Origin of the sequence: Paenibacillus sp. FSL F4-0100, from assembly GCF_037993005.1 — a bacterium.
Classification (GTDB): domain Bacteria; phylum Bacillota; class Bacilli; order Paenibacillales; family Paenibacillaceae; genus Paenibacillus_AQ.
Window position 1 is genome coordinate 6,081,340 of record NZ_CP150303.1, and the last position, 25,305, is coordinate 6,106,644.

Annotated in this window: 26 protein-coding genes; 8 read left to right on the plus strand and 18 right to left on the minus strand. The window is 50.4% G+C overall.

Features of this window, described 5'->3' with window-relative positions; genetic code table 11:
- Positions 1 to 7 precede the first annotated feature (7 nt).
- From MHH48_RS27510 to MHH48_RS27520, 3 genes are all read right to left on the minus strand, one after another.
- Positions 8 to 1,414: an MBOAT family protein gene (locus MHH48_RS27510; protein ID WP_076324398.1), complete on the minus strand. Its 1,407-nt coding sequence runs from the start codon at positions 1,412 to 1,414 to the stop codon at positions 8 to 10.
- Between the two features lie 200 nt (positions 1,415 to 1,614).
- A complete protein-coding gene (locus tag MHH48_RS27515) occupies positions 1,615 to 2,064 on the minus strand; it encodes a YdeI/OmpD-associated family protein (RefSeq protein WP_076324399.1) in 450 nt (149 codons plus the stop codon).
- Positions 2,065 to 2,111: 47 nt separating this feature from the next.
- Positions 2,112 to 2,873 (minus strand): glucose 1-dehydrogenase, encoded by a 762-nt coding sequence (locus MHH48_RS27520; protein ID WP_076324400.1) that lies wholly within the window; start codon positions 2,871 to 2,873, stop codon positions 2,112 to 2,114.
- Between the two features lie 232 nt (positions 2,874 to 3,105).
- Between MHH48_RS27520 and MHH48_RS27525 the strand changes: the two genes are divergently transcribed.
- Both MHH48_RS27525 and MHH48_RS27530 read left to right on the plus strand, forming a co-directional pair.
- Positions 3,106 to 4,218 (plus strand): DUF3626 domain-containing protein, encoded by a 1,113-nt coding sequence (locus MHH48_RS27525; protein WP_076324401.1) that lies wholly within the window; start codon positions 3,106 to 3,108, stop codon positions 4,216 to 4,218.
- A gap of 138 nt (positions 4,219 to 4,356) precedes the next feature.
- Positions 4,357 to 5,211, plus strand: a complete 855-nt coding sequence (locus MHH48_RS27530; RefSeq protein ID WP_076324402.1) for an AraC family transcriptional regulator — start codon at positions 4,357 to 4,359, stop codon at positions 5,209 to 5,211.
- A 94-nt stretch (positions 5,212 to 5,305) separates the two neighbouring features.
- On the opposite strand, the gene MHH48_RS27535 is transcribed toward MHH48_RS27530, so the two are convergent.
- Positions 5,306 to 5,797: a GyrI-like domain-containing protein gene (locus tag MHH48_RS27535; protein ID WP_076324403.1), complete on the minus strand. Its 492-nt coding sequence runs from the start codon at positions 5,795 to 5,797 to the stop codon at positions 5,306 to 5,308.
- 94 nt (positions 5,798 to 5,891) lie between these two features.
- Here MHH48_RS27535 and MHH48_RS27540 point away from each other — a divergent pair, with 94 nt between their 5' ends.
- Entirely contained in the window at positions 5,892 to 6,587 is a 696-nt protein-coding gene (locus MHH48_RS27540) for a GyrI-like domain-containing protein (RefSeq protein ID WP_076324404.1), read from the plus strand.
- Positions 6,588 to 6,704: 117 nt separating this feature from the next.
- On the opposite strand, the gene fabV is transcribed toward MHH48_RS27540, so the two are convergent.
- Both fabV and MHH48_RS27550 read right to left on the minus strand, forming a co-directional pair.
- Positions 6,705 to 7,895 carry an enoyl-ACP reductase FabV gene (gene fabV / locus MHH48_RS27545; protein WP_076324405.1) on the minus strand — a complete coding sequence of 397 codons (1,191 nt, stop codon included), beginning with the start codon at positions 7,893 to 7,895 and terminating at the stop codon, positions 6,705 to 6,707.
- A gap of 223 nt (positions 7,896 to 8,118) precedes the next feature.
- Entirely contained in the window at positions 8,119 to 8,868 is a 750-nt protein-coding gene (locus MHH48_RS27550; protein WP_076324406.1) for an SDR family oxidoreductase, read from the minus strand.
- 144 nt (positions 8,869 to 9,012) lie between these two features.
- On the opposite strand from MHH48_RS27550, the gene MHH48_RS27555 reads away from it, so the two are divergent.
- Positions 9,013 to 9,912 carry a LysR family transcriptional regulator gene (locus tag MHH48_RS27555; RefSeq protein WP_076324407.1) on the plus strand — a complete coding sequence of 300 codons (900 nt, stop codon included), beginning with the start codon at positions 9,013 to 9,015 and terminating at the stop codon, positions 9,910 to 9,912.
- Positions 9,913 to 10,014: 102 nt separating this feature from the next.
- On the opposite strand, the gene MHH48_RS27560 is transcribed toward MHH48_RS27555, so the two are convergent.
- Entirely contained in the window at positions 10,015 to 10,779 is a 765-nt protein-coding gene (locus MHH48_RS27560) for an exodeoxyribonuclease III (RefSeq protein ID WP_076324408.1), read from the minus strand.
- Between the two features lie 248 nt (positions 10,780 to 11,027).
- Between MHH48_RS27560 and MHH48_RS27565 the strand changes: the two genes are divergently transcribed.
- Positions 11,028 to 11,171 (plus strand): hypothetical protein, encoded by a 144-nt coding sequence (locus MHH48_RS27565; RefSeq protein ID WP_179090678.1) that lies wholly within the window; start codon positions 11,028 to 11,030, stop codon positions 11,169 to 11,171.
- 241 nt (positions 11,172 to 11,412) lie between these two features.
- On the opposite strand, the gene MHH48_RS27570 is transcribed toward MHH48_RS27565, so the two are convergent.
- From MHH48_RS27570 to MHH48_RS27580, 3 genes are all read right to left on the minus strand, one after another.
- On the minus strand, positions 11,413 to 11,790 hold the full coding sequence (locus MHH48_RS27570; RefSeq protein ID WP_256720702.1) for a VOC family protein: 378 nt from the start codon (positions 11,788 to 11,790) through the stop codon (positions 11,413 to 11,415).
- A 95-nt stretch (positions 11,791 to 11,885) separates the two neighbouring features.
- Positions 11,886 to 12,587 carry an RNA polymerase sigma factor gene (locus tag MHH48_RS27575; protein WP_076324409.1) on the minus strand — a complete coding sequence of 234 codons (702 nt, stop codon included), beginning with the start codon at positions 12,585 to 12,587 and terminating at the stop codon, positions 11,886 to 11,888.
- A 156-nt stretch (positions 12,588 to 12,743) separates the two neighbouring features.
- A complete protein-coding gene (locus MHH48_RS27580; RefSeq protein ID WP_076324410.1) occupies positions 12,744 to 13,760 on the minus strand; it encodes an iron-hydroxamate ABC transporter substrate-binding protein in 1,017 nt (338 codons plus the stop codon).
- A gap of 169 nt (positions 13,761 to 13,929) precedes the next feature.
- On the opposite strand from MHH48_RS27580, the gene MHH48_RS27585 reads away from it, so the two are divergent.
- Both MHH48_RS27585 and MHH48_RS27590 read left to right on the plus strand, forming a co-directional pair.
- The gene (locus MHH48_RS27585; protein WP_256720708.1) at positions 13,930 to 14,952 is read left to right on the plus strand and encodes an iron ABC transporter permease; all 1,023 of its coding nucleotides are present in this window, start codon (positions 13,930 to 13,932) and stop codon (positions 14,950 to 14,952) included.
- Positions 14,953 to 14,954: 2 nt separating this feature from the next.
- Positions 14,955 to 15,959, plus strand: coding sequence for an iron ABC transporter permease (locus MHH48_RS27590; protein ID WP_076324412.1), 1,005 nt, complete (start codon positions 14,955 to 14,957; stop codon positions 15,957 to 15,959).
- Between the two features lie 224 nt (positions 15,960 to 16,183).
- Here MHH48_RS27590 and MHH48_RS27595 read toward each other — a convergent pair whose 3' ends face one another.
- On the minus strand, positions 16,184 to 17,233 hold the full coding sequence (locus MHH48_RS27595; RefSeq protein ID WP_076324413.1) for a 2,3-butanediol dehydrogenase: 1,050 nt from the start codon (positions 17,231 to 17,233) through the stop codon (positions 16,184 to 16,186).
- A gap of 324 nt (positions 17,234 to 17,557) precedes the next feature.
- Here MHH48_RS27595 and MHH48_RS27600 point away from each other — a divergent pair, with 324 nt between their 5' ends.
- Entirely contained in the window at positions 17,558 to 18,586 is a 1,029-nt protein-coding gene (locus MHH48_RS27600; RefSeq protein WP_076324414.1) for a LacI family DNA-binding transcriptional regulator, read from the plus strand.
- Between the two features lie 111 nt (positions 18,587 to 18,697).
- On the opposite strand, the gene MHH48_RS27605 is transcribed toward MHH48_RS27600, so the two are convergent.
- From MHH48_RS27605 to MHH48_RS27635, 7 genes are all read right to left on the minus strand, one after another.
- A complete protein-coding gene (locus MHH48_RS27605; RefSeq protein ID WP_256720709.1) occupies positions 18,698 to 19,546 on the minus strand; it encodes an AraC family transcriptional regulator in 849 nt (282 codons plus the stop codon).
- Positions 19,547 to 19,800: 254 nt separating this feature from the next.
- On the minus strand, positions 19,801 to 20,898 hold the full coding sequence (locus MHH48_RS27610; protein WP_083659759.1) for an alpha/beta hydrolase: 1,098 nt from the start codon (positions 20,896 to 20,898) through the stop codon (positions 19,801 to 19,803).
- 94 nt (positions 20,899 to 20,992) lie between these two features.
- Complete coding sequence (locus MHH48_RS27615) at positions 20,993 to 21,586, minus strand: TetR/AcrR family transcriptional regulator (RefSeq protein WP_076324415.1); 594 nt, start codon at positions 21,584 to 21,586, stop codon at positions 20,993 to 20,995.
- A gap of 211 nt (positions 21,587 to 21,797) precedes the next feature.
- Entirely contained in the window at positions 21,798 to 22,640 is an 843-nt protein-coding gene (locus MHH48_RS27620; protein WP_076324416.1) for a sulfurtransferase, read from the minus strand.
- 36 nt (positions 22,641 to 22,676) lie between these two features.
- Positions 22,677 to 23,450 carry an ABC transporter ATP-binding protein gene (locus MHH48_RS27625; RefSeq protein WP_076324417.1) on the minus strand — a complete coding sequence of 258 codons (774 nt, stop codon included), beginning with the start codon at positions 23,448 to 23,450 and terminating at the stop codon, positions 22,677 to 22,679.
- 21 nt (positions 23,451 to 23,471) lie between these two features.
- Positions 23,472 to 24,488 (minus strand): ABC transporter substrate-binding protein, encoded by a 1,017-nt coding sequence (locus tag MHH48_RS27630; protein WP_076324418.1) that lies wholly within the window; start codon positions 24,486 to 24,488, stop codon positions 23,472 to 23,474.
- 39 nt (positions 24,489 to 24,527) lie between these two features.
- Complete coding sequence (locus MHH48_RS27635) at positions 24,528 to 25,304, minus strand: ABC transporter permease (protein WP_076324419.1); 777 nt, start codon at positions 25,302 to 25,304, stop codon at positions 24,528 to 24,530.
- Position 25,305 lies beyond the last annotated feature (1 nt).

A 25,305-nucleotide genomic window follows, 5' to 3' on the forward strand; every position in this document is an offset into this window, starting at 1 on the left:
GCCTTTCCTAGAAATTAAAATACAAAAACTCGCTAATGCGGGTGATGTACATCAGAGAGATGACCAACAGAACCGCACATACGACGGCTTGTTTGAAATTCGGACGGAAGGAAACGGACAATTCCGAGGAATTCCGGCAGAGCAGCACAATCGGCGCGATAACAACAATGATGGCTAGCGGCTCTAATATGGCATCGTTCAAATAGAGATGAATGCCTGACAAACCGCTCATTCCCTTCAATAAACGCATAGCCTGTGCCCAGCTTTCCGCACGGAAAAAGACCCAGGTAACCGTAATGAACACAAAGGTGATCGTCCAAGCGAGAAGACGCGGCATCGCAATACCGAGCTTCCCCCAGAATCGGTGAATGACTTGTCCCACACCGTGCAGCAGGCCCCAGAACAGAAAGGTCCAGCCGGCACCGTGCCACAAACCGCCGATCAGGAAGGTCAGCACCAGGTTCCGCAGCATGATCGCTTCACCCCGGCGATTGCCTCCGAGCGGGATATAAATATAGTCCCGCAAAAAACGGCTTAGGGTCATATGCCAGCGCCGCCAGAAATCCTGTATGTTCAGCGCCTTATAAGGTGAATTGAAGTTCTGCGGCAGCCGAATATTGAACAGAAGCGCCGCACCGATGGCCATGTCGGTGTAACCGCTGAAGTCGAAGTAGAGTTGAAATGTGTACGACAAAGCAGCGATCCAAGAGTCAACGAAGCCTGCTGCTGTGTCAAAGCCCGCATTGGCATAGATCGCCAGTGTATCGGCGATGACCACCTTCTTAAACAAGCCGACACAGAATATAAAAACACCGTTAGCGGCGTTTCCCCAATCCCACAGCTTCCCCCGAACCCGATCGAACTGCGGCATCATCTCGCCATGATGCAGGATCGGTCCCGCAATCAAATGAGGATAGAAGGTCACAAACAGCACATAATTGACGATATTGTACTCACTGGCCTTCCCTTTGTAGGCATCTACCAAATATGCGATTTGGGTAAAGGTAAAGAAGCTGATCCCAAGCGGCAACGCCAGATTGAGGAGAGATACTTCCCACCCTGTTGCAGCTCCTATATTAACGAGAAAGAAATCGGCGTATTTATAGTAGATTAACAGCAGCACATTGCCTGCAATGCCACAAATTAATATGCCTCTGGCGCCTCGCCGGGAGAAAGAAGCGTCTTGGGAGTTGGCTTGACGGGCTTGCAGCAACCGTCCGATGAAATAGTTAAAGGCAATCGAACCGAGAAGAAGAGGAAGATAGCTGATATTCCACCAGCTGTAAAAAAATAACGAGGAAAGTGCCAGCCAGCACTTGGCTGCCAAGCTAAATCGAAACCGATTCAACCCAAAATATACGATAACCGTGATCGGCAGGAATATAAAAATAAAAGGATAGGAATTAAACAACATGCCGGGAAAGGCACCTCCGACTTTCTAAATTGACCATTCGTTAACGATGTCGATTCTTGGCGGTAATTTCTAAATAATATCATATATTTTACATTTGAGATATAATTTTCTTGCCCACTAAATGATCCTTTATGTATAAAAGAGGCGCCTTTTAAGCGCCTCCATGTTACTCTACTCTTTTTTCAATTGCCAGGCTATCTCTACTGTGAACGTCCCTCGTTCAGCATCGTGATGGTCTTATCGATTCGCCGCTGACGGGTTTCCATCGCCTTAGCCCCCTCGATCGACAGCACCAAGCGGCGTTTATTACTGTAGGACAAACTATCGAAGTATTGTCGTGCCACCGGGTTCAGATCCAGCGTCGCGGAAAAATCCCCGGGTACCGTGATCTCGCGTGGCTCGGTATCAAGCTCAATCTGAACGGTCACTTCGTCACCCGCTGCAACTCCCGCTGCTTGCCGGTTCTCTGCGCTAAGCGGCAGCATGAATACGCCTCCCATAGGGGCGATAGTACTGCGATAGGTATGCTTGCCGATGGTGACTGTAACTGGGGGTCTTTTGCCCGAACCGAGACCTTCCACAACTTCATCCGGTACCTGAAACCCTGTTGCCGTCTTACCGCCTAACTGTATCGTCGTTCGAAATTCCATTTTTGTATTCCTCCAGTTAAAAATCATGGGCTACCATGAACACAGCCTTATTGTGCCGTCCAGCCGCCATCCACAAGCAGCAAAGTGCCTGTCACAAGATCTGATGCCGGGGAGGCGAGATAAATAACGGCTCCAGCCACATCGCCAATGGTACCGATCCGCCCTGCCGGGATCCGTGCCAGGACGCCGTCGCGGAAATCGGGGGAGTCCAGTCGCTCGGCTGTTCCCGGCGTATGGATGAACGTAGGACCGACGGCATTGATGTTCACGCCACGGCTGGACCACTCCAGCGCCAGCACCTTTGTCAGCTGATTCACGCCGCCTTTGGAGGCGCAATAGGCAGCCCCTTCCGTAATCCCAACGACACTCACCTGGGAGCTGACGTTAATGATTTTTCCGTACCCCTGCTCCAGCATGATGCGGCCAGCAGCCTGACAGCAGAAAAATACACCCTTCAAATTCACGTCCATCATCTCATCCCAATAATCCTCGGTGATATCTTCCGCAAGCCTCCCCTCTCCCAGACCCGCGTTATTGACCACGATATCGAGCCGGCCGAAATCCTTGGCTACCTGGCCAAACACGGTTCGGATCTGCTCCACATTCCGGACGTCCAGCTCATAGGCCTTGGCCTGACCTCCTGCCTGAGAGATTTCCTCGACCAATCGATCCAGCGAGTCTTTGCTTCGTGCCATGACGGCAACCTTGGCTCCTGCTGCTGCCAGCGCTTGGGCTAGTCCATAACCGATACCTTTGCTGGCCCCCGTCACGATTGCGATTTTATCCTGAATGCTGAAATTAGGCTGCATATGTAATACCTCCATCACCTTAGATTCTATGTAGTTTCATTAAAGCATGATGGCTGGTCAGTCGCAATCGTTCCCAGATCCCCCTCCCCAGTAAATCCATCCGATTAAGGCCTAAAGTACGTTAATTTGCAGCAGCAATAGAGGAATCTCTGCCCGTGGGCTAGAAATGATGAGAACTATAGCGATCGTTGTCTAGTATGGAAAGCATGGAGAGAATGGAGGAAATCCAAGTATGAGCGAACGATTATCTGAAGCGCAGCAACAAGCGATTCTTCATGTCGAATCAACAGCGGCGGGCCAACGAAAAGTCGCTTTGGAAATGACGGAACAAATCTTGCGGAAACATGAACAAGACTCCGTAACGATCGGCTCGCTGTTAACCCATATCGGAAAGTCTGCACGTGTTACGTTAAATTTCCATCCGGATCGGATAATGCCCACCGGACACGCTGTCATCGAATCCCTCTTGGCAGAAGGCATATATCATAACCAGTTCATCACGAGCGTGACGAATGGAAGCCGAACCGCCTACCCGGGCGGTGACCGCGACCAATGGGAACGGCTCCTGTTTGGCGGTGCCTACCAGCAGCCTGATGTGCGTAACGACGAGCGGCCGAAATACGGAGCACTCAATCTCATGAATTATGCCGATGGTGCATCTCCCCGCTTCGGTTCCTGTTTTTTGGTGCTATCCCCTAACCTATTGAACCGCTGCACCTTTACATTCGGAGACAGTCATGCAGGTCCTGAATTTGTGGGCACCATTCGTCAATGGGATTCGATTCTCGCTGCACTCTTGCATCAAGTTGAGACCACAGGCTCGGCCCTAGGTTTCCCGAATGTGGACATTCCGTCCATGCTGGAGCGCATTCTTCATCTGCCTTTATCGCATACCGGTTTCTCCGGACCTGTCGGTCGTTCCTTGGATGATTATATTGAAGCGCAGATCCATGGTGTCATCGACTTGTCCAGCGATGTGGAGGCCCTAGTGTCCGATCCATCCTATAAAGACTCCCCGATCGGGCATTTGCTCCATGCATTATGTGAACGGTATGACCTCACCTTGTCCTGGCATCCAGGCTTCTGCCTTGCCGTACAGGATGTTCCGGATGATTTCCGGGGACCCGTCATGCCGCCGCTCGCCAAGCGGATCGATCAACGGTTTGGAGGCTCGCTGGGCATGCTGGATGCAGCCCTTATTGGCAAAGCCGCTGCTCAACTGCACCATGATCCAAGCGAATGGAGCGATTGGGGAACATTGGATGAAACCTTCCAGCATCTCAAACAGCTGTGGCATGTGCTCGTAAAGTATGGACATTCGTATCCGTATACACCAAACCGCTAAGCTGTATTTTTCCCTATGTACGTGCACTGGCATGAGGGTCCGACTAAAGATAACCGGGCTAGCGATATCCGTGCAGCAACGGCTAGGTCTTTTGGGCGTAGCTTCTTATATATTGATCTTAGAAAGGATGATGACCGGATGGATTGGGTCCAGCGGATGAATGAAGCCATAGGCTATATAGAAGGACACATAACCGAGGAGATCGATTACGCTGAAGCTGCTCAGATCGCATGCTGCTCCGTGTACCATTTTCAACGCATGTTTCCGTTCATTACGGATGTTTCGCTGTCCGAATACATACGGAGACGCCGGCTGACACTGGCTGCCTATGAGCTGCAAAACAGCGAAATCAAAGTAATCGACCTTGCCCTTAAATATGGTTATGATTCCCCGGAGGCGTTCGCGCGTGCATTCCAGAACATGCATGGCACAACGCCGACGGCCGCACGCCAGACCGGCACCAAACTGAAGGCCTATCCCCGCATCTCCTTTCAATTCTCAATGCGAGGAGCTGCCGAAATGAATTACAGAATCGAAGAAATGAAGGCTTTTTCCGTTGTCGGTTTCAAGGAGCAAGTAAACACACAACGTGCCTATGAAGACGTTCCCCGCCTCTGGAAGGAAGCCCTGGAGAAGGGCATTTTCGAGAAGCTATGGAACTATCGTGAGCAAGACCATCCGATCCGGGGAATACTGGGTGTTTGTGCAGACGGTGACTACGGGAGGAATGAGCATTTTGACTACATCATGTCCGTCGTATCCAAGGATACGCCTCAAGAACCGATAATACAGCGACATTTCCCTGCCGCCACTTGGGCCGTATTCGAGCTGGAAGGAGATCCGAGCGGCATTGCGGAGATGTGGAAGCGTCTTTATACGGAGTGGATACCATCCCATGCTTATGATCTCGCGCCGCTTCCTGCCATCGAATGCTATCTTCCTCCGGACGAGCATAAGAACGAGTTATGGATTCCTGTAGTTAGAAAGGCATAGCACATTTCCGCTGAAACGATGTATGTTTTGCTCACCGCTACGAAGATCATGAACATAAGCTTCATATCGATACCGTGCGGTGAGCACCAAATGCTCAAATCTGAACGGGAATCATGATGATAAATTCGGGGTCATCCGCATAAGGATCCTGACTCATCGGATATTTTTCGAAATGCGTTAAATGATCCGGGTTATATTCCGAGTAACCTTGTTCTTTGATCCAAGCATAGATATTGTTATAGGACTGATCGATGCTCTGCTCTTTCCGATGAGTACAAGTGGCATAGGTTAAAGCAGGAACGGATATCGTAACCATCCCCTCCGGAACTTCGTCGATCTGTTCCACTTCCACGACCGCGTAATGAATAAATCCCTCACCGCCGGGAACTGCGTGATAAGATAACCCCAACAACGAGTCGGTATGTAAGGCATGGGGGATCTCCTCGAGCCGCTCTTGCAGCGTCCGATGCACCGCACGTATCCCGCCCGCACCCGCTTCGGCAAATGTGCCTTCCCACTTTAATCCTATCGCCTGAAAAGCTTCCTTGCTCGTAACCGCTGCTTCGTTTCGTTGATCGTTAGTCATCCGTAAATGCTCCTTTATCCTATATTTGATTTCATTATATACTTGAACTATGCCAGAAACTGTCACAGTATAAAAAAATCATAGGAGCGAAATCATGCCCAAAACCGAACGGATCCTTAAGGTCATGCAGCGGGTGTATGAACGGCAAAACTTCACCGTCGGCGAGTTAGCCGAAGAATTCTCGGTTTCGTACCGTACGATGCTCCGCTATCTTCACGAGCTGTCTCGTCTAGGTGTTCCTTTATACGCTAATGAGGGGAAAAACGGCGGTTATTCCATGCTGACATCGCGGCAAATGCGAGAACAATCCGCGCAGACGAATGAATCCATTCAACGGATCATCAAACCGCAGACCCTGATCGTCGGCCTGGAGATGAAGCTTCCTTTCACGGCTTATTATATGTCTCAAGCCCTCAAGCCAAAACTCTGGCAGGAACTCCAGGACCGCCTGGGGGAAATTCCATATATCCGCAAGAAAACATCGAGTCCCTTATATATTGCAGCTGTTTTGAACCGGCAGCAGATCTATCATTATGTAGCCGGAGTCGAGGTATCCACGATTCGTGATACGCCAAAGCGGATGGTGAGTTTAACCCTGCCGACACAGGAATATGCCATGTATACCCATGAAGGGCATGCCGACCGGGAGGATACCGACCAATCCTATACCTATGTTATCCAGCAGTTGAAACAACGGAGCCTTACGCCAAACCCGACGCTCTACAGCTTGGAACTGAGAACCTCGATACATGCCTCTAAAGCCCAAATCTATATCCCTTTAATTGAATAAGAGACTTCCCGAATCGTCATCAATCCTTCGGTAAGTCACACCTTACACAGGGGCAAATGTCTTATTCCAGCTAAAAAAAGCGAGCCCCGGACCATGTCCGGAACTCGCTTTTACTTATTAAATGGCTTTCAGATTGTCGACCACTGGATTAACATCTGCATCGTAATCCACGCCGTCGGTTTCAAAGCCGAACAGTTGGAAGAACTCGCGGCGGTAACCGGCAAGGTCCGTCAATTCTTCAATATTTTCGCTCGTAACCTTGCTCCACAACTCGGCCACTTCTGCCTGCACATCCTCACGAAGCTCCCAATCGTCGATGCGGATACGCCCCTTCTCATCGACCGGCGTTTCCTGCCCGTTATAGAGACGATCGGAGAACAGACGATAGATCTGCTCGATGCAGCCCTCGTGCAGCCCTTTCTCCTTCATGACTTTGTACAGCGCCGATACGTACAGCGGAACGACCGGGATCGCCGAGCTGGATTGGGTCACTAATGCTTTGCTAACCGTCACATAAGCGCGTCCGCCTCCAGCAGCGAGCTTCTCGTTCAATTTCAGCGCGGTGGCCTCCAGATGATCCTTGGCTTGTCCAATCGACCCATCACGGTAAATGGCTTTGGTAATCTCGGAGCCGATATAGGAGAACGCAATCGTGGTCACATTAGGAGCCAATACGCCGCCTTCCGCCAGCTCATTCATCCATAATTCCCAATCGTCACCGCCCATCACCTCAATGGTGTTCTTCACTTCCTCTTCCGTGGCCGGCTCAATCGTTACCTCCGTCACTTCACCGGTATGGAAGTTTACCGTCTTGTTGGTATAGGCTGGTCCGATCGGCTTCAATACGGAGTTGACCGTCTCGCCCGTCTCAGGCAGCGTACGGCGCGCCGAGGCAACACTGTACACCACAAGATCAACCTGGCCCAGCTCTTGGCGGATAAGCTCAACCGTCTTGGCTTTGGTCTCTTGCGTGAAAGCATCTCCCGTCACACTGAACGATTTTAAGCCTGCGGCCTCCGCTGCCTTCTCGAAAGCGACCGAATTGTACCAGCCCGCCGAAGCGGTCCGCTTCTCGGTTGCCTGGCTGGGACGGTACACACCCACGGTATTCGCCCGGGAGCCGAATGCGGCAGCAATTCTGGCGGACAAGCCGTAGCCCGTTGAAGCGCCGATGACCAGCACATTGCGCGGCCCCTCGATGCCAGGCTTTTTCAACACATAATCAATCTGCTCCTGCACCTGGGCTTCGCAGCCTACAGGATGGGACGTTGTGCAAATAAATCCGCGTGTTCTAGGTTTAATGATCATATTTATATACCTCTCTTCCAGTACTCGTCGTCTGACACCATATGTATGGTCTTTTAAATTTCCTTTCTATTTTAACTGTTTTTTGCGGAGAGAGGAAATCTTTTGACAGGAAAACCAAGAAAACCTCTCTTCGGAATAACGGAGGCTAAAGCCTGCATTCCTTCCAAAGAGAGGTTCTGTATGTTTAATGCTCTATATACGTTGCCATTAAATACCGAACGAATTATTTGAATGAAGCATAGCCTTGGTCAGCCATGACCACGCTGCCTGTAATCGCAGCAGCTTCATCCAGAGACACGAGATACACGGTATCCGCTACAACTTCAGGCTGTGTTAATTCTCCGCCCATGACTTTGGCTCTCATGGAATCCAGCATTCCTGAATCTTTATAGCCTTGGATAATCGGTGTATCAACTGCTCCAGGAGCAACGGCAACGACACGAATGCCGTATGGTGCCAGTTCAAGCGCAGCGGATTTGCTCATCATGATGACGGCGCCTTTTGTAGCGTGATAAGCAAACGTTCCGGGTGAAGCCAGGAATCCGAATACGGATGCTGTATTAATGATTACGCCTTTAATGCCAAGCTCTTTCATCTTTCGGCCTGCCGCGATAATACCGTAGGCAACCCCGTGCTGATTCACGTTAATGGTGCGATGGTAGAGATCCATATTTTGCTCGAGAACCGGTCCAGCGCCGCCAATCCCCGCATTGTTGTGCATGACATCGATGCGGCCATAAAGCTCAACCGCTTTATCCACAAGCGCCTCGACGCTTTCTTGTTTGGAAACATCGACTTGAACGAAAGTGGCTTCGCCGCCTTCTTTTTTGATCATGTCCACCGTCTCTTGACCGGCAGCCTCATTATAATCGGCTACGACGACGCGATCGCCTTTTCTTGCAAATTTAAGGGAGACCTGACGACCGATTCCGCTCGCTCCACCGGTAATTACCGCTACACGTTGTTCTGACATTATCAATGACCTCCTAGGGCAAAATAGCGTTATTCTTTGAACATTGTGTGTCAATGTCCTTGTGTTCATTGTAACGCTGCGTTATATTTAAGTAAATTTAAACCTAATTAATATTACTTAACTATAGATTAAGGATGAGGTCATATGAATCTTGAACAACTGGAATATATCGTGGAGACGGCCAAGGCAGGATCATTAACCAAAGCAGCCCAGAATTGCAACGTTACCCTTTCCGCCGTCAGCCAAGCGGTGTCCAGCCTGGAAGCCGAGTTCGGTTTCTCCTTGTTTACCCGATCGCGGCTTGGTGCCGTACCCACAGCCGAGGGCCAGCGAATTCTCCAGAAAGCCTATGCCATTTTGGAACAATTTCAGGAGCTGAAATCGGAGGCCGAAGGATATTCCAACCTCCTGAGCGGATCTTTGCGGATTGCTACCGTTCCGGTACCCTTAACGCTGTCCATCGATGCCATTATTCAGTTCAAAAAAGACTTTCCCCAAATCAAACTCGAAATCACGGAAAAAGCGACTCTTGATATTATTGAGGATATCAAACAAAATCATGCGGATATCGGTTTGATTTTTGTCGATGATTCCATCATTCATCAACACCGCGGCCTCCATTTCGGCAAGCTGCTGGAGAGCAAATTCGTGGTCGGAGTCAGCCGTCAATCTCCACTCGCCATGCGGCAATCGATCACGCCGGAAGAACTGCGTAAGTACCCCTTGGTTCTCTACAAGGATGACAGTCTGTTCAAACTGATGGATGTATTCGAGGAGCAGTACGGGGAAATGGATCTGCTCTTCTCAACCAACCAGACGAGGGTCATACAGAAGGTCGTCGAAGAGAATGTAGCGGTCACGGTGGGGGTCGATTTGTCCTTCTCCAGCTTCACTCCCATACCTTCGGGAAACATCGTAACGCTGGAGCTGGAGATGCCCCCGGGCCACGCTGCCTCCTCATTCGGGTGGGTACAGCCCGGAACGCACCATCTGTCGAAGCCGGCGTCGATCTTCCTGGACAAGCTGAAACATCAGATTGGGTAAACGCCACCTTTGCTCCCGAATATAAAAGCCAACCGGCAAATAGGGTCGTGACCGTTATCCAGTCCCCCTGCTCTCCGGTTGGCTTTTTTAGAAAAATCGGTATTAACGTAGTGACTCGCTAAGCGTCAAACTCACCGGGCAATGATCACTGCCCATTACATGGCAGTCAATCTCGGCATCCTTCAACTTCTCGGTTAAACGGGTTGACGTCAGAAAATAATCGATGCGCCAGCCGATATTCCGCTCCCTCACCTTGGCCATATACGACCACCAGCTGTATACATCACTCCGGTCCGGGTAGAAGTAACGGAAGGAATCGATAAAGCCCGCTGCCAGCAGATCGGTCATTTTGCCGCGCTCTTCCAGCGTGAAGCCGGAATTGCCCTGATTGGATTTGGCATTCTTCAGATCAATTTCCTGATGGGCCACATTCAAATCACCGCATACGATCACGGGTTTGCGTTCGTCGAGCTGAAGCAAGTAAGCACGGAACCGTTCCTCCCACTCCAGCCGATAATCCAGCCTGCTCAGGTCACGCTTCGCATTCGGCGTATATACGTTCACCAGATAGAAGTCCTCAAACTCCAGGGTGATCACTCTGCCCTCTGGTTCGCTGTCTTCCTCCAAACCATAGCGTACGGACAGTGGTGCGATTTTCGTAAATATCGCCGTTCCCGAATATCCCTTCTTCTCTGCATAATTCCAATATTGTTGATACTCCGGCCCCAAATCAAGCTCAATTTGCCCGGCTTGCAGCTTCGTCTCCTGCACGCAAAATATATCGGCATCCGCCTGTTGAAAATAATCCATAAAGCCCTTCGTTACACAGGCCCGTAAGCCGTTGACATTCCAAGACACTAACTTCATATAGCAACCTCCATGATATCCATATCGTGCAGTAAGCATCATCTATGAATCTTCTAAATTCTATTATGGTATCATGTCACGACCGGAACGGACAAGGCAACTCCATTCTTTCATCATAATTTCATGAAGCGAAGTTGAGGTTACGTGCATAATCCCATGCAAAATCAGGAACAACATAAGGGTACGCGAAGTGCGGCAGTCCGCACGCCCGCAATCGATGAAGAACCCTATATAAGGAGGTGCACAACATGGCAGGCAGAAACAACAAACCTAAGAACGACGGGCCATCCAGCAGTCCTGAGCGATTGGACCAATACGGAGATAAGCTTGCTTCCGAGAACGAAGAAGAGTTTACTTCGGCCGCCGAGGAGAACTGCCGGGATCAAGAATAACAAAGTTCCCGCAGCAGCAAGACACCATAATTAATTATGCTGGGCACTGGAATTACATAACGTCTTTCCCAGGTCTGATCGCATAAGTTAGCCCTGATTGATGGTGCCGAGGCGTTGCATAAACTACCAAACCAAAATACCCATCCTTGCGAAAGCATTGTGATGGGTGTTTTGCTATTTCGATATCCGATTCTTTAAGGAAAGGCCATATCAGTTATAACACTTCTATTCCCTAGTTCTGTTACTCTGTTACTCCGTACCGGTTACCATCGGGATCCGTCAGCGAGAACCCTTTAAACCCATCAAAATCCTCAATCTCACCCACAACAGCTCCCTTAGCCTTCAATTGCTGATGAATTCCGCTCACATCCGTGGTATGAATATTGAAATATTGTCCTACACCATAATCATTCTTAGGAAAAACCGGCTGCTTCACCTCATAGGACCTTACCAGACAGAAACTCACTTTCTCATCGTTCATTCTCATCACAATAGCGTCGGGTTCATCTTGATGAATCACTTCAAGGCCTAGCATTTCCGTATACCATGCCGTCGAACGCTTCAGATCACTCACCGGCACAAAGATACCCACACCATACAATGGGGGTCTGCTCATCATTCTCCATCCTCCTCTTATATCTGGATTTTTTTAATTCCAACACAATAAAGAAACGATATTTTGAACCGAAACCAAACATAGGTCTAAAAAAAATTTCACTCCGTGATCAGCCACACATTTCCGTCAGGATCTTCCATATAAAAAGCAAGGATTCCACGGACCCAGCTCAATTTGCTGATTCTTATCCGCATCTTCGTCAATTGGAGGTATGAGGCACATATGGCCTTCGGATCCCTTCTACAAAAGGCATCCACTAGTACGTCCAGATCCAGCCCAGCGGCTGTACCAGCATTGATATTCTCCCGCGTCTCAGGTTCAACGCCTGATTGCTGTAAACATGCCAGTTTTTTAAGCCTTGTCCGTGCACGCCCGAGGGACACCTGTACGGCTCCTTCCGTCATAGACAGGAATTCAGCCGTTTCCCTCGCTGTGAAATCAAATACATCCATAAGCAGTAAAATGACCATCGCCCGCGGAGATAAACGGTTCGCCAAGGTCTCTAACAGTTCCCTTGTCGTTAAACCGCCGTCGTCGCCCGGTCTATCCCACAACTCGTCCTCGGCAACACTCATGCGGGTCCTGTCCTTCTTCAATCGATCCTTCCAAGCGTTGCTTGCTATTCGATATAAATAGGCATTGGATAGCTGCCTAGCAGGATGAGTATCCACAGCCCGCATGACCTTCAGGATGACATCTTGCAAAAGATCATCCGCATCCCACGGGTCCCTGGTCACATGTAAGCAATATCTGTGCAGCTTGGCCTGCAGACTTAGTAAATCCAGCGTATATTCTGGCATAAACATTCCCCACCTCGCTAACTAGTTCTGTGAGAGCCCGCGTTTTCCTGCTGAATTTCACATCCAATCCCTGCCCCAGATTCGTATGCATACAAAAAACCGCCTCCCGATAAACACCGGCAAGACGGCTGCATGCATGTTTCAATCTGTTACCGTTTATTTCATCAAACTTTCCAGCACGTTATCAATGATCTGGCTGTTGGCAATCGTGCCGGTATACAACCAGCTTGTATCTTTGCCATATTCGTAGATGTTCCCATTCTTAACCGCCGGAATATTCGCCCAGAGCGGATCTTGGAGCACCTCAGCCCCATCCCCGTCACTGTTAATAAAGAACAAATGATCCGCGTCGAGTTCCGCCAATTTCTCCAGGGAAATGGATGACCAGTTGCCCGTAGCCGATGCCGAGATTTCCTTCACCACATTCGGAACAGTGAGACCCAAGTCACCGTACATGACGGCTCCGCTGGACAACGTCTCGCTAACGACGAACAATTTACCGCCGACAAGCCAAATCGCTGCAGCAGATTCACCGCCGATCGATTGCTGGATTTTCTCCTTGGCATCCTTTGCCTTCTGCTCGTATTTATCGAGAGCCGCTTGCGCTTCCTCCTCCATGCCAAAGATTTCTCCCACTTTCTTCAGCTCTTCGCGCCAATCGTTATTGACCTCATTGCCGATGACGTAGGTTGGAGCAATCTTCTCGTATTGGCTGTACTTGTTGCCTTCTACCATGGATGCCGAGTCCATGATCAATAGATCCGGCTGGAAGCTCGCTACCGCTTCAAAGGGAAGATCATGCTCAATCGTAGGCACATCCTTCAATGAGTCCTGCAGATAATCCTGGACGCTTCCGCCTTTGACCGACCACTGCGCGATCGGAGTAATACCCAATGCCACCAGGTTATCCTCCAAGTAAGAAGCTATCACTCGTTTCGGCTCCGCCGGAATTTTTACCTCATGGCCCATAGCGTCTGTCAATGTGCGTTCTGTCTTGGCTTCTGTGCTTCCTTCGTCCGGCTTGGCTTCGGTGCCGTTGTTCTGGTCACTTGGCGCTTGGGCCTCCGTTGGCTCGTTCCCGGCTGCTTCCTTGCTATTTCCACAAGCTGCAAGCAGCGTGAAAGCTGCCAATAGTCCTGCGATTATCCATATTTTTTTCTTGAACCGATTCATTGTTACAGATCCCCCTTATGTATATTTTTTCTGCCTAGATCACTAGCAATCTTAGGATGAAGTGATATAATAATAACCATGATAATGAAATTCATTCTCAATTACAATACGTTATTTAAAATTTTTTATCAACATGAAGGTTTAGGTGACTATGCAAGCAAATCAGCCCATGAACAAAACAACCGAAAAATCCATCTACCGCCCCAAGACGGCCGCGGCCGTCATTCTGCTGGGGCTTGGTCTGCTGGCTGCCGCGATGGCATCCTCAATTATCTATGGCGCTTCGAATATTAAATTATCCACCATATGGGAGGCGTTTGTTCGATTCGATGCCCATTCCACCTCGCACCAGATTATCCAGAGACTGCGCATGCCGAGGGCCTTGGCAGCTGCGCTGATCGGCGGTTCCTTGGCTGTTTCGGGAGCCATCATGCAGGGGATGACAAGGAACGCGCTCGCTTCCCCTTCCATTATGGGAGTCACCGCAGGTGCCACTTTCATGATGTCGATTGGGTTTGCCTTTATGGAGTCGCCGTCCAACACCGTGCTCATGCTGCTATCTTTTGCCGGTGCGGGCCTTGGGGCCGGACTCGTGCTTCTCATCGGCTCGTTATCCAAACGGGGCCTGACGCCAGTCAAGCTGGCGCTGGCCGGATCTGCCGTAACCGCGCTCCTCAGCTCGATTTCCTCAGCCATTGCCATCCGCTTTAACGTTGCCAAGGATATCAGCTTCTGGTATGCCGGAGGCGTGTCGGGCGTGCAATGGGTAAACGTGCAGCTCCTGATCCCCGTCTCCATCATCGGTTTGCTGATTGCATTGGCACTCAGCAGATCCATTACCGTCATGAGCCTGGGCGAGGAGGTCGCTACCGGGCTTGGCCAAAAAACGGGAACCGTGAAGTTCCTGGGCACGCTTGTTGTGCTGCTCCTCACGGGCGCAGCGGTAGCTGTGGGCGGAACGATCGGATTCGTGGGGCTTGTCATCCCGCATATCGTTCGCTTCATCGTAGGTCCCGACTATCGACTGATCATCCCTTGCTCCGCTGTCATGGGAGCACTTTTGCTGGTGTTTGCCGATGTGGGGGCGCGGATGATCAACCCTCCGTTCGAGACGCCTGTCGGTGCGATTACGGCGATCATCGGCGTTCCCTTCTTCCTCTATCTTGCACGACGCGAAGGGAGGGGACTGTAACGATGAATACAACAAGAAAAGTGATGTCCGTGTCGATGATTCTGCTGCTGGCCATATTAGCCGTGTTTCTGGTCAGCCTGAATATGGGAACGATGAAAATCCCGCTCGCTGAGGTCATTAAAGCGTTCAACGGAACAGGATCTGAGCAGAATTATACCGTTCTAATGCACTTTCGTTTACCCCGCATGGTCATTGCCATTCTGATCGGTGCGGGAATCGCCGTCTCCGGCGCTATTCTACAGAGTGTTTCGCGGAACGCGCTGGCAGACCCGGGCATTCTCGGCATTAATTCCGGAGCAGGACTGGCTGTCGTGCTGTATATCTTTTATTTTCAAGGCAGCTCGTTCAGTTCCGGCATATGGTCCGTCTATATCATGCCTTTTGCCGCGCTATTTGGGGCATTTCTCGCTGCCTTTCTCATATATTCAATAGCCTGGAAGCAAGGCGTGACGCCGATTCGGCTTGTTTTAGTGGGGATTGGCATCAACGCGGCCTTCGGAGCGCTTATTATCGTGTTTCAGCTCATGATGGACCCCAACAATTTCATGCAGGCCACCATCTGGCTGTCCGGAAGCATATGGGGAGCAAGCTGGGAATATGTCGTTGCGATCCTTCCGTGGATTCTTCTGCTGATTCCCTGGGCGGTGTATAAATCGCAACATTTGAATGTGCTCAACCTGGGGGACCACACGGCAGCGGGACTTGGGGTCACGGTAGAACGCGAGCGAAGAACGCTGCTGTTCATCTCCGTTGCCTTGGCTGGCGCCTGCGTGGCCGTAGGCGGCGGCATCGCGTTTCTTGGACTGGTTGCTCCGCATCTGGCGCGTAAGCTGGTGGGTCCCCGTCATCAGGGAATGCTGCCTGTCTCTGCGCTTCTTGGCTCTCTGGTGCTGCTTGTTGCCGATATGATCGGCAAGAACCTGATGGCCCCTTCCGAAATCCCGGTTGGATTGGTCGTTTCCTGCCTTGGAGCGCCCTACTTTATATATTTGCTGATCAAGGATTAAGTTGAACAGTTTTTTTAAAAAAAGACGGCGATCTCCTCCCGGTCCATGCAGGAGGAAATCGCCGTTCTTTTGTGTCATGCGCTAAAAGCTTGATTGGCGCACATGAGCGAGTGCTATGCACTGTTCTGACTCAGCTCGGAGGCAACCTTTTTATTCCGCAAAGCAAAAAGACCGCGTTTCGCGGTCTTTCATAAGTTATGCAACTGCGAAGCGCAGCTGCGATATTAGTGAGCGCTCACCAGGATTTTCACCTGGTTCTTCTCTTTGAGCAAGGCCTCAAAGCCCCGGTCAATAATCTCATCCAGTTTGATCCGCTGAGTTACCAGCTTATCCGCAGGGAAGAATCCTTTTTCCATCAGGCTAATGACAGCCGGGAATACGTCGCGATAACCGATGATTCCGGTAATATTACGCTCCTTCATCACGATGTCATTCGGCACGATCGGAGCGGAGGTTTCGAATATGCTGACAATCATAATCTGTCCGCCGATCTTCGTAGAGTTGATGGCTTGATTCAGTACAGGTGGAACACCCGTTACTTCGAATGCCACATCTACCCCGGTGCCGGTGCGACGATGAAGTTCTTCTACGACATCGTAAGCCTTGGGATCAATGACGATAGCCCCCAATTCTTCGGCTTTCTGTTTACGCTCAGCAGACAGCTCCACGGCATAAATCTCGGATGCCCCTGCTGCCTTCAATGCTTCAATGACGAGCAGACCTATCGGCCCCGCACCGAATACAACTGCCCGATCCCCTGCTTTCAGCTGGCTTTGGCGTACGGCATACAAGGCAACTGCCGAAGGCTCTACCAAAGCCCCTTGTTCATAGGAGACGCTGTCCGGAATTTTATGAACCATATGCTCATCCGCAGCTACATATTCGGAGAATCCGCCGCCACCGCCGGCAAGGCCGAGAAAGCCCATTTTTTCGCACAGATTGTATTTGCCTTGTCTGCAAGCTTCGCATTTTCCACATGCAAATACTGGCTCAACAACCACGCGGTCACCAGCCTTGAATTTCGTGACGCCTTCGCCAACCTCTACCACCTGGCCAGAAAATTCATGGCCCATTACCACCGGAGCCTGTTCTCCGGTAAGGGGATGAGGCGTATTCTCAGGTATAAATATAGGCCCAGCTACGTATTCGTGGAGATCACTACCACAAATCCCGCACCATTCGACCTTGATTTTCACTTTTCCACTCGTTGCTTGCGGCTCTGCAATTGTCTCCAAACGCAGATCCTTTACTCCATGCCAGCGCAATGCTTGCATTGTCTTCATCTCCTTATGGGTTCGAAAAAATAAAAACAAAACAGGAAACGTTTCCGAAATCAAATATGTCACATTTTCGACAATATGTCAAACACTATTGACTAAAATGTATGAAAAATCATGGACAACCCAAGATCTAAGCTCCTCCTCTTTTTCAGTGATTATCAGCAATGTATACAGCACGCTTCCTGCGCCTCTTTTCTTCGTCGAGCTGTTCTATGATTTAAAGGTATTCTTAATGGTATAATATAGATATTGCTCCATTAAGATCTCAAATCAGAACAAGAACAGGAAACGTTTCCGATATAGAGAGGACTTTTGAATATGGTGAATCCCAAAAAAGTGACGATTGAAGATGTCGCCAAACAAGCGGGCGTTGGAATAGCAACCGTGTCCCGAGCCATCAACAACAGCAAGGGAATCAGTCCGAAAACGAAAGCACGGATCTTGCAGGTGATCGAAGAAATCGGATTTAGTCCGGATACATCGGCTCAAAGCCTGAAGGTGCGGCAGACGAATCAAATCGCCTTGGCCGTGCCTGACATTCGAAATGCGATCATCCCAGAAATCGCCTGGTCGGTGGAACAGACCGCCAAGCAGCACGGATATCGGGTCGTTCAGATCAATACAGCCGGGAATGCCCGAAACGAGCTTGAAATCGTGAGAGATATCAAGAAGCTGCACGTAGACGGGTTGATTATCATGCCACTGGCTTATCCGAAAACACTGGGCGACCTGATCAACAAATCAAGCCTCCCCGTCTCGATCATTAATTACGGGAAACAGCTGGGAGATGAGTATAGAGCCGATATCGTAGGCCTCGCACGTCAGGAGGGGAGGCTTGTTATGGAGCATCTGCTGAAAATCGGACGGACCCGAATCGCCTATGCCGGTGCGCCCAAGGATAAAATCGAAGAGCGGTATTGGGCATATGAGCAATCGCTGACGCAAGTCGATCCGTCGCTTGTCTATTTCGGGGAGGATTTCTCGTTTGAAACAGGGGTTCGTGCCGCGGACTATTTCTATGGCCTGAAACATATGCCGGACGCCATCTATGCGGTAAACGATATGGTTGCTATCGGCATCGTCAACCGTTTTAAAGAGCTGAAGATCCGGGTTCCCGATGATGTGGCCGTCGTCGGCATCGATAACAATGTATGGACCACCGTCACGACGCCTCAGATCAGCTCGGTGTCTATCATGGGCGATGAAGTAGCCCGGCTGGCTACGGAATTGCTGCTCAAGCGACTTCGCGAGCAAAAGTCCGGCCAATACGAACGCGTGCAATTCGAACCGAGGCTCATCGTCAGGGAATCCAGCATGTCCTTTATACGAAATGCAACAACCGACTAAAGGTTGTCGATGCCACAGGAACAAGCCTGGAATGTGAAGTTCCTGGCTTGTTCTTGCTGCTCTTAATATGGTGCTCTTTATGTGAGATGGATGTAATACAGGCAGCTCGCTTTAGAGTGGCACCGGCACGTGTTGCTGCCGATACGAGGTAGGCGACGTGCGGTAATATTTAGCGAATGCTCTCGAGAACGTGTGGAGGTTGGAATATCCCAGCGAAAAAGCAGCCTCCGTCACGGACACATCGGTTTCGGTCAGTAGCACCGCTGCCCGCTCCATCCGCAGCTTCATTAAATAATGACTCGGACTGATGCCATACGCCCGGATAAACTCACAATACAGATGCGTCCGGTGTACGCCGGCATACTCGACAACATCCATAACCGTAATCCCCTCCATGTAATGGGAATCCATATAAAACACGCTTTGCTCGAGCCAGTTCGATTTGCTCCCTTTTCTGACCGTGGCGGCAGCCAGCAGCTCAAACAGCTGATATAACCATTTCTGTCGTCCAAATTCGTTACCAACGGTGTCGTCATCCACGCACCCGTATATTTGATTCAGCACCGCCTGCAGCTCCCCCTTCATCCCGGCAAAAATAAAGGGCTTGCGCGGAGATAACCCGATCCGGGTCAACGCATTGTCGGTTAATTCACCATCCAGGACGACCCACTGCGTGCGCAGCGTCGGCTCCGAATGGGGGGGCGGTTCCCAGTAACTGAACCTCGTATGAGGGAACAGGCAAAAGACATCCCCTTCCGACAAGGTGACCTCCTCATCCCCATAAGCCAGTGTGATCTTTCCGTTTAGAACAAAATGCAGCGCATAGTTTTCGGATACTTTGGGGCCCACGTAATAATGGGGCTTCGCCATGCTGCGGCCTGTACGGAGAATCCAAATTCCGCCCTTTCTTTCCATCTCCGAAGGTATGCAGTACTTCATTTCGGCATATTCGAAGGCCATCCCCTTCACATGAAATCCCTCCCTCACAAAATAAGAATGTTTCCTGCTGCCGCAGAATCCTGGTATTGTTGCGCCTGACTTTATCAGATAAAAAACAACAAAAAGACACAGCCCCATAGCTGTGCCTCCAGTGATCTGGTCGACAAACCTTCGTATTTATCTATCCCCTGCTCCCTTATTGTCCCTGCAGCTGATCCAGTTGCTCAAGCTGGCTTGGCTATCCGCCTGTATCAACGGAAGCCCTGTACAGAGACTCACTTGCCATTCGCCGTAACATTCGTTCGCTCCAAAATATCAAATAAGGCCTCGTTGAATTTCCCCTTCCGCTCCAGCATGGGAACATGGCCCGCTTCCGGAATGGAGTAAAACAGCTTGAGCGGGGCTTTGATCGTCGAAAAAAATTCCTGTGCCAGCGGATAGGGGGTTTGCCAGTCCCGCTCTCCATGAATATAAAAGACTGGAATATCAAATGCAGCGCCCATAGACGACAGATCGAACGATTCCCATAAATATTCCCAAATAGGGCGCTGTCCTTCGCCAAATGCTCCGGAGATGAAAAAATATCTCATATCCTTAAGCGTATAAAATGGTGAACCTAACGCATTGAGGATAAGCTCTGTTGTTGGACCAGCCGATAACCTATATTTTCTTTGGAATTTTCGAACCTTCATAAGGTTCCTGATCATGCCGTCATCGAATGCTGGCGGAGGATAAGGCTTCAAACGAAGAAGATCCCGATAATCGTTGTCGTTTCCGGCCATTTTCGCCGCTTCCAGTACTTTTTCATAGCCGACGCGTTCATTGTCCATCATATTCACAACCTGCCCAACGCCGATATAAGCCTGCACAAGCTCCGGATATTGTTTGCTGAACAGGCTGCCTAACACCGAGCCCCAGGAATGCCCCAAAATGATAATCTTCTCTTTGTGATACTTTTCTTTCAAATAGTTCACAATTTCATATGTATCCTGAACGATACGGTCAACCGTAACTGTTGGGGCAACTTGTTTCGGATCATTGTTAAAATAGGTTTTGCCGCTGTTTCTTTGATCCCAATGTACGATCGTAACATGCTTCTCCCACGGGATCTGAAACTCTTGGGCAAACGGCAATATAGGCTCTCCTGGACCGCCGTGCAAAAACAGCATCACTGGATTATCCATGTCCTCGCCCCGATGATGCAAATATTGCGAAATGCCGCCGATGGTTACGAATTCTCTGCAATCAATGCCATTACTCATAGGATTGATCCGAATTTGATGTGCAATCTTTTTTTTCTTGTACTGGGCAAACATAACGAAGCTGACGGTGAATAAGAGCAACCCGGCTAATACGATCCATATAACGCTCATCGTGTCCTCCGGTAAACGTTAGGACCTGGGTTACGCAGAGCAGAGCCATTAGGGGCAATCCCATACAACGGTTTGTATTTCTCCAAGGATTCTCTCATTGCTCGGCTCCTCCCGTCATATAGTCGGCAATGGCATGAACGAGTAAATCCAAGGCCTTCTCTCTTCCCCGCTCACCAAAAGACATATCTGTCGATCCAACAAAATGGAGTGCATTCATTAAATAGGCAAGCACATCCATTTCGCATCTCGATTCGTCAATGCCGCAAAGCGACAGCGTCCTGCTAAAATAGTTGTTTGATTTTGACGCTTCCCGGTCCGCCACCTCAGCTGGGAGCTTACGAAGCAGCAGCTCTATATCCGATGGGGAAACGTAGAGCACGATACTGTCAGCCGCCAGATAAATTTCCTTTAATACTTTTACAAGCCTTTCATTCAAATTTGCGTTTTCAGATAATACGGCCTCCACTCTCTCAAACATTCTGCTCTCGCTCTTTTTGATAATCGAATAGAGAAGTTCTTCTTTGGAATTGTAGTACGAGTAAAAGGAACCTTTGCCGATATGGGTCGCACTGGTGATATCCTCTACTGTAATCCGCTTTACGCCTTTCTTGCGAATCAGTTCAATCCCTTGTGTAAACATCGCTTCTCTCACCATATCTTTTTCATGTTCGGTGACAATTTTAGGCATAATCCCTCTCCTTTTAATGACTATAAATACATTATGCAGTCATTAAAATATAATAATCCTTTTTCCTGTTTCTTACAAGATGTTTTATTTTCGCTGAATAGTGTTTCGCTAGTGGAGAAAAAACAGGAGAATAGATAAGGAGAGTTCAAAGGCATATATGTGCTACACCGCTTTATCACCGGAACCCACATCAGACGCAGGCTCTTCCGCTTTACACGTTCCCAGTGGCTACCGGATTGTCCTTGTAGCTGATCCAGTCGCTCCAGCTGCCTGCGTACAGCTTCACCTTGCGGTATCCGGCTTCCTGCAACGCCAGGACGTTCGGACAAGCCGACAACCCCGAGCCGCAGTACACTATTACTTCATCCTCGGGAGAAATTCCAGCAAAACGTTCCCGCTGCCGCTCTGCTCCCTTCAGTGTCCCGTCTACATTCATCCCGTCCTTCCAAAAAGCATGCGCCGCTCCCGGAATATGTCCGGCCACCGGATCCAGCGGCGCGGTTTCTCCCGTGAACTGCTTCCAGTCCCTTGAATCGAGCAGGGTCACGCCGGCTGCGCCAAGCTTCACCCTCACCTCGTTCACATCAGCCAGCCAGTCCTGTTGGACATTTGTCTGGAAAGAACGAGGCGTCAATTCGCTTTCCTCCGAAGTAAGCGGATATCCGGCTGCTTTCCAGCTTGCGAACCCTCCATCCAATATATATGCCGACCCGTGGCCCAAGTATTTCAAAATCCACCATAACCGCGCTCCTTCCGGGCGGAGGTCACCGTCATAGACAACGACAGGCGTATTTGCATCGATCCCGAGCTTGCCGAGTCGCCGCGCCAGCTCCTCCGGATGCGGGAGCGGACTCCGGCCGCCATGCTCGCTTGGCAGATCCATCAGATGCTTTTTCAAATCAACGAATATCGCACCAGGCACATGCTCACGCTGGTAAGCCTCAAAGCCGTAACCCGCATCACCCGGGCTGAATCGGACATCTGCGATAACCAGCTGACCCGGTTTCGACTCCAGCTGTTCCAGCACCCATTCCTTGCTTACGAGATTTGACAATAACTCCACGTCCCTTCTGTTTTCAAGCGGCTGTTCTTAAATCGTAAATTCCAAATCCTCTTCTGTCTTCACGTCATAAATCGCCGAGTAGATATCGTTCTGAATCTTCAGCAGACTGGCATCCTCCCGCTTGCGCGGACGCTCATAGGGAACGTCGAAAATATGGTGAATACGCCCAGGACGCGGAGATAACAGGACGACTCGGTCTGCGAGAAAGACGGCTTCGGATACATCATGGGTAACAAACACCACCGTTTTCTTCTCCTCCTGCCATATGCGGAGCAGATCCTGCTGAAGCTGGAGCCGGGTAAGATGGTCCACCGCGCCGAAAGGCTCGTCCATCAGGAGGATGTTGGGACTATTCACAAGCGCCCGTGCGATCCCGGCGCGCTGCCGCATGCCTCCCGACAGATGATGGGGATATTTGGAACCGAATCCCTGCAGACCGACCATATTCAAATATTTGTCTACGAGCGCTTGCCGCTCTGCTTTTTTCATGCCGCCGAGCTCCAGCCCAAGGCCGACGTTCTGCGAGATCGTACGCCATGGATACAAGGATGCATCCTGGAACACAACCCCCGAGCTCCGGGTGGGTCCCTTAATCTTCGCGTCATCCAGCCAAATCTCGCCTTCCGTCGGGAGCTGCAACCCCGCCAGCAGTTCGAGCAGCGTGCTTTTCCCGCAGCCGCTCGGCCCAAGGATGCACAGGAATTCGCCATCTCGGACTTGCATGCTTATATCTTGAAGCGTGATCGTAGGAAGATCACCGTCATATACCATCGAGACATTTTTCACCGTAAAGCCAGACATATGAACTCCTCCTGCCACACTTTATTTTTTCGGAATAAACCGTAGGTCCAGAATGTCCTCCACCTTGTAGATCTCATCCTGGAAGCCCAATTCCTTTTGGATCTGCTGGGTGTCATTCAGCGCGTTGATGTCCACATCCGGGTTGTTCTCCCACAGAACTTCTTCGCGCTCCAGCGCCAGATCCAGCACCTCGGGATCGATCTCGATGTTCTTCAGATAGTAAGCCTTATACTCGTCCGGATGGCTCTTCGCATATTCTTGCGATTTAAAATAGGCCCGCAGCAGCTTCTCGACCAATTCCGGCTTCTCGTTCAGAATCCCCTCACGCGCCGCCAGCACCCCGGTGTGGAAGGTCGGTAGGTAATCCCAGCCTGTAGCAATGATATTTCCTTTTCCCTGCTTCTCCGCGAGAGAAGCGAACGGCTCATGGATGATGGTGGCATCAACCTGTCCTGTTTCCAGACTCGCGTATGCCGCCTGATGCGTACTGTTAGCAATGAAGGTCACATCCTCCGGCTTCAATCCATGCTCCTTCAGGATGACCTGTGTATATACCTCCAGCCCGCTGCCAAACACAGCGATGCCTACCTTCTTGCCCTTCAGGTCTTCCACCGTCTTGATCTCCGGCGAGGCAATCAGGTAGAATGGGCCTTTGGACCGGAACATGGAGGAGACAATTTTGACGGGGGCGCCCTTGCCTGCAGCTACAATCGCTGTCGTTGTGGCTACGTCGACCACATCGATGTCTTTGCTAGTCAGGCCAGTAATTGGGTCCTTGGTGGTAATAAACTCGACGTCGAGTCCTTCTTCCTCGAAGAATCCCTTCTCCGCCCCGAAGGACACCGCCAATCCGCTGGCACCGCTAAGCGGTGCGTATCGGATCTTCTCCAGCTGGTTTCCCGCAGCGTTTTCTCCGCCCACTGTGGACGGAGCTGCTCCCTTGCCGCTATCCGTGCCGCTTGCGCAGCCGGCCGTCATGGCGATCAGCCATATCGCTGCAAATGCAATCATGTATGAACGTATTCCTCTTCTGGTCATATGGATCTCTCCCCTATAAGTGATGCTTTTTCCAATGGTCTATGATGATTTCCATTTCAAAAACACATTGCGTTCCAACAAATCGATTAATGAAATAATAAGTACGGATACGACGGTAACCAGCGCTACAATAGCAAAGGCCTGCGCGGTATTATACAGCGATGTTGCCTTCACGAGAATATTTCCAAGACCATCCTTCGACGCCAGCATCTCCCCAAACAGAGCCCCGACCAGTCCGGTTGCAGCCGATAGGCGCAGACCCGCAAAAATGGTCGGCGCAGCCGATGGCAAAATCACCTTCATGATGGTCTGGTACTGCGTGGCCTCGAATACTTGGGCGACCTTCAGATGGTTGTCAGCCGTCTGCTTAATCCCTGTCATCGTATTGACCGTGATCGTAAAGAAACAGAATAGGAACACAATCGATATTTTATGCGTGATCCCGATCCCGAGCCAGAGGGCAAGCAGCGGCACAATCGTCACCTTTGGAATCGCCATCAGCGCCGAAAGATAGGGCCTGAAGAACTGCTCCGCCCAAGGAATCAGCACCAGAGCCATGCCCACGGCCAGGCCTCCAAGTGCCGCAATTCCATAGCCCGCAACGAATTCGGCCAGCGTGACGTACAGATGCTTCCAAATCTCCCCGTCACCGAACAGTTTGAACAGCTCTTGGAATACCTTGGAGGGCGCAGGCAGATACAAGCTGCTGACGGTCTCCGTGCGAACCAGAAGCTCGCAGATGCCCAGTATGATCAGCAGCAAAATCGCCTGCCCCGCCCAGATGCCGCGAAATTTCTTGGCTTTCCTCGTTCCCATC